At 59.1% G+C, this 2,938-nt stretch carries 3 protein-coding genes and 1 pseudogene; 2 read left to right on the forward strand and 2 right to left on the reverse strand.

Going from position 1 to position 2,938, the window contains the following annotated elements; all coding sequences use genetic code 11:
- Together ACE3UY_RS20265 and ACE3UY_RS20270 are read left to right on the forward strand one after the other, a co-directional pair.
- A partial coding sequence (locus tag ACE3UY_RS20265; RefSeq protein ID WP_374689296.1) for an N-acetyltransferase family protein occupies positions 1–231 on the forward strand: 231 nt, incomplete at its 5' end.
- A 50-nt stretch (positions 232–281) separates the two neighbouring features.
- The gene (locus tag ACE3UY_RS20270) at positions 282–590 is read left to right on the forward strand and encodes a DUF433 domain-containing protein (protein WP_374689297.1); all 309 of its coding nucleotides are present in this window, start codon (positions 282–284) and stop codon (positions 588–590) included.
- A 448-nt stretch (positions 591–1,038) separates the two neighbouring features.
- Here the strand turns inward: ACE3UY_RS20270 and ACE3UY_RS20275 are convergent.
- Positions 1,039–1,254 (reverse strand): annotated as a pseudogene (locus ACE3UY_RS20275) (UPF0175 family protein); the annotation flags it as partial.
- Positions 1,255–1,447: 193 nt separating this feature from the next.
- On the reverse strand, positions 1,448–2,938 hold a 1,491-nt coding region (locus tag ACE3UY_RS20280), incomplete at its 5' end, for a PA14 domain-containing protein (protein ID WP_374689298.1).

Genomic DNA, 2,938 nt, shown 5'->3' on the forward strand with positions numbered 1-2,938 from the left:
AACCCGGAGGAAGCGGAATTCGCCATCCTGGTGCGCGACGACTTCCAGAAGCGGGGCGTGGGCACGCAACTGCTGCAAGCGCTGCTGGACACCGGCCGCCAGGAAGGCATCCAGCACGTCATCGCCTACATGCTGCCGGAGAACCGGGGCATGATCCAGATCAGCGAAAAGCTGGGCTTCCGCATGGAGCGGGAGGAGGATATGGTGAAGGCGGTGATTGAACTGAAGTGATGAGTGACGAGTGACGAGTTCGAGCGCTGTAGATGTGATACAATGCGGTTATGATGAATGACTCGACAACGCCAGAGCTTGTTCGGGAAACGGTGGGGGGCGTTCCCTACGAGTATTACCCGTTGGGCGAATTTATCGTCATCGCTCCTGGTGTTTGCGGCGGGCGTCCGACCTTCAAGTATACGCGCCTGGAGGTTAGCGCCATCCTCGCTTTACTAAGAGACGGGCGAAACCTTGATGAAGTTGTGGCTGAGTACGCGCAAAGCAATCTGCGAACGGCCGCCATTCGTGAGGCGCTACGACTGGCGGATGAGGCCTTCATTCATCGGGCGCAGACCATCTATCCGTTTGCGGTGTAAAGCCGGCGGTGATCGTCGTCGACGAGAACATCCATAGTCGCCAAATCCTGGCCTCGATAGCTACATGGTATCGAGGCCAGGTGATTTCCGTTACACAGCTGCGCCCTGGCTCCGTTATTCGCGACGACGCTATACCGGCGCTCCTCCAGCAACTCACTCAGCCAACATTTGTTACGACGAATGTGGATGACTTTTGGCGAGTAGTCCAACCACATCCGGCTTATTGTGTCGTCTGCTTGGATCTTCCTAAAGAGCGAAACAGTGAAGCGCCTGTGGTACTGCGCGCCCTCCTGCGCATACCTGCTCTCAAAGCGAAAGCTTCACGTATGGGGAAGGTGTTAAAGGTGTCTCTCAGTGAGGTTAAATACTATGACGCCAGTCGCGAGGTCAGGGAGTTGACTCGGTGGTAGACTGATAACGACTACTTGAGTTATGCAATCGTTTCGTGTTAGGCGCCTTTGACTTCCTCGATCAATGCGGTTGCGGTCACTTGAAAAGCAGTAGCGCCAAAGCGTGATAGCGCCGCCAGAAACTCTGCCCGCGAAAGACCGGCTGTTTTGGCCGCTTTGGCTTGGGAAACCTGATGAGTTTCGTACCATTTTACGGCAGCGGCTACGCGCATTTCGCGCACAAATACCTCAGGCTCCTGGCGGAGTGCATAGAAAACGTTAGCCGGTACTTACAACGTGAATGATACTGAATCTGTCAGGCGGCAATTGTAGCATTTTTCGTTCAGCAGTCGTGCGCGAAAGACGCAAGACTTGACTAAGAACGCCAAGAAATGCGCTTCTTGGCGTTCTTTGATTCTCCGCGTCCTTCGCTGATGCCCTTGTTAGCGCATTACTTCGTTACCCATCTTATCGCGCCAACTCCAACCCATCCAACGTCGATGGATACGTCGCGCCGGCGGCCAGCCAGGTGACCAGCGACGGCGTGAACCTCGTCGCCCCGCTGTTGGGCGTCAACTTGACGATGCTCTTGCCCGTGCCCTTCACGCCGCCCAGGTTGAACGCGCCCAGGATGGTGACGTAGTAGTCGCCCGACTGCGGGTCGTCCCACAGGCCGTTGATGTCCTCTACCCCCATGCCGGTCATGCGCGAGCCGTCGATGACCAGCGCTGGCTCCCACTGCCCCGTTGTCCGGTTGAAGGCCAACACGTCTTCATCAGCCGCCTTCAGCGTCGCGCCGCCGGCCGTGACCGTCGCCGCGCCGGCGGTGCTGAGTAGCAGCCGGTCGCCGACCGGGTCGAGGGCGTCGATGTTCTCGCCGGAGGTCGTGAGGCCGTAGCTGCCGCCGCGGAAGTACCAGGAGTACGCGCCGGCCCCCAGCGGGAAGACGCCCGGCGCATTGGGCGTGAAGCGCACCACGTCGCGCGGTGTGGCCGTGCCCAGGCCGGCGATGACCTGGTTGGCGCTGAAGACGAGCAGCAGGCTGCCGTTGTCGAGCAGGGCAAAAGCGCCGAGGTTCTTGGGCGTCCGGTGGTCAGAGCCGTCGTAGACCATCGTCCAGGTGTTGGTGGACTTGGTGTAGCGCAGGATGTCGGCCGGGGTGGCGGGGATGCCGCCGATCTTGGCGCTGGTGGCGGGGCTGGTGTAGAAGACGTTAGGCCCGCCTTGCTTAAGCTCCAGAGCCAGACTGTACCAATGACTCGGGCCGCCTGAGTTCGAATCGTGCCGTACGGCAAGGTAGTACATGCCATTGTGTGGCAGCGAATACACAATGAGCGAATCGGCCGTGAAGTCATTATCGTTCTCGGCCAGGACTGTCGCGCCGTTGGAATCGTACAAGGTTAGGTACGAGTCGAGACTCGAACCGTTGGTGACGGCAGTGATCGCCGCCGTCATCTGCTGACCAGCTTGGCCGGAGAACCAATAGTAATCGACGTCGCCAGCCGGGTTGATATACCCATGTGCCGCAGAGGTGATCGCATTGGCATAGCCGGGCGTGTTGTTGCCCTCGCTCTCTTCCACGCCGGCTAGCGGATACCATTCTACGGTCGCTCCGGCCCAACCGTCTATCTCGTACTGCTCGACCGTTACCGTGTGCCAACCGCTGGAGATCGCGACATCTGCATAGTGCCACCCGGCGCCATATTGCCAGTTGTTGAACACCGGAGCGCCGTCGATGAAGATGCGCAACCCATCGTCGCGGAAGATCCTGAAGGCGTAGTGACCGCCGGCGAAATTCACCTCTTTCGTCCAGCGCGTGGAGAAGTGGTCGGCCGCTACGAGAGGGTGCGGCGAATTATCTTCCCATTGGAAATTGATCGCCTCGTCATCGCGGACCAGAACCGGCAGCCCCGTTAGCGTCTCGTTGTTGTAGAACTCGGCCCGCCACCCTTGAATGTC

Origin of the sequence: Promineifilum sp. (SeqCode) (genome assembly GCF_041918635.1) — a bacterium.
In the GTDB taxonomy this organism is placed as follows: Bacteria; Chloroflexota; Anaerolineae; order Promineifilales; family Promineifilaceae; genus Promineifilum.

What these genes read in the sequence shown, in the direction of transcription:
- ACE3UY_RS20270 (WP_374689297.1), top strand. Translation starts at nt 282, where the DNA reads ATGATGAATGACTCGACAACGCCAGAGCTTGTTCGGGAAACGGTGGGG.